This window comes from Cupriavidus sp. 01L46, assembly GCF_056399905.1.
Genome location: NZ_JBFTSF010000561.1, coordinates 1 through 1,690, shown reverse-complemented (window position 1 = coordinate 1,690; position 1,690 = coordinate 1). Strand labels below are relative to the sequence as shown.

2 pseudogenes are annotated in these 1,690 nt (G+C 68.1%); both read right to left on the bottom strand.

The annotated features are described in order from the left end of the window. Positions 1-1,086, bottom strand: a pseudogene (locus tag AC1DS3_RS38350) (indolepyruvate ferredoxin oxidoreductase family protein); the annotation flags it as partial. Positions 1,087-1,254: 168 nt separating this feature from the next. After that, positions 1,255-1,690, bottom strand: a pseudogene (locus AC1DS3_RS38345) (hypothetical protein); the annotation flags it as partial.

Sequence of the window (1,690 nt, the reverse complement as noted above, 5' to 3'; positions counted from 1 at the left end):
GGCCATGCGCGCATCGAAGAGGATGGACTTGAGTTGCGACTCGAGCAGCGGGCGCTTTTCCTCGATCACCAGGATGGTGTCGAGCCCGTGCGCGAAGGCGCGCACGATCTCGTCCTCCAGCGGCCACACCATGCCGATCTTCAGCACCCGCAGCGCCGCGCCGCGCGCATCGCTGGCGTCGATGCCAAGGCGCTGCAACGCCTGCATGGTATCGGCGTAGGACTTGCCGGCGGTGACGATCCCGACCCTCGCGCCCGTGCCAGGCCACGCCAGGCGGTTGAGCCCGGCCGCCCGCGCGAACTGAACCGCCGCCGGCAGCTTGTGCACGTACAGGCGCTCCTCCGCGGCCGGCGCCATTTCGAAGGCGCGGATATGCAAGGGCCCGTTGGCGTCAGGCAACGCGCCCAACGGCTCGTGCTGCCCCACGTCGACTTCGCCGGCGGACTCCACCACGTCGGTCACCAGCTTCATGCCAACCCAGCATCCGGTGCGCCGCGACATCTCGATGCCCCGCAGGCCGAAGTCGATGATGTCCTGCACATTGGCCGGATACAGCACCGGTATGCCCGCAGCGATCAGCGAGAAATCCGACTGGTGGGCGGTAGTCGACGACTTGGCGCTATGGTCGTCTCCCGCCAGCACCAGCACGCCGCCGGATGCGCTGGTGCCGGCCAGGTTGCCGTGCTTGAGCGGGTCGCCGCTGCGATCCACGCCCGGCCCCTTGCCATACCAGATGCCAAACACGCCATCCACCGTGGCACCGGGAAAGGTGCCGACGTACTGCGTGCCCCACACGGCGGTGGCGGCCAGGTCCTCGTTGACGCCGGGCTGGAAGCGCACGTTCGCGGCCTGCAACAACGGCTGGATGCGCCACAGCTCCATGTCCAGCCGGCCCAGCGGCGAGCCACGGTAGCCGGAGATGAAGCCTCCGGTGTTCTTGCCGAAGCGGGCATCGATGCGGCGCTGGTCCAGCGCGATGCGCAGGATCGCCTGGTTGCCGGTGAGGAACACCTTGCCGGCCGGCTGCTCGAACCGGTCGTCCAGGCGGGGCGGCTGCAATGCCGCTGCCTCCGTCCGCGCGTTCATGCCGTACCGCCGCTGCGTGCGGTTGCAGGTGCGGTTGCAGTTGCGGTTGCGGTTGCAGGGGCGGTTGCAAGTGCGGTTGCTACCCGGTTGCCGCTAGAGCGCGGAAGAAGACTAGCCGTCATMGAAACAAACTCCGTGATGAATGAACAGAAAAGGCGCCAGGGGCGATCAAAAGCGCTGCGAGTACTGCACGCCAATGCTTTGCTGCCGCGTTGCCAGGGTCTCCTGGCCCGAGACCGTGGCGTTGCCCGAGAGCTGCGTGGCCACGGCCGACCCCAGCGCCGAGCTGCCCGAGGTGGTGTGGGCCGGCGACAAGGAGTAGAAGACCGACCAGGTGGCATTGGAGGCGGTCGCATAGCCCAGCCCGAGCGTGTAGTGCCGGCGGAACGTGGCCGGCGAGGTGACGTTGTTCGCCGTATCCGCATCCGAGTAGGCCGCGCTGTTCAAGGAGACGCCGCCCGACACGTGYCAGGCCGGCGTCACCTGGTAGCGCACGCCGAGCTTGAAGACATTCATGTCCTTCCACCCGTTGCCCGGGCCGCCGCTGCTGCCGCGCAAGGCGGTGCCGTCGAAGGCGCGATTGCCAAGTCCCGACGTGCCCGAG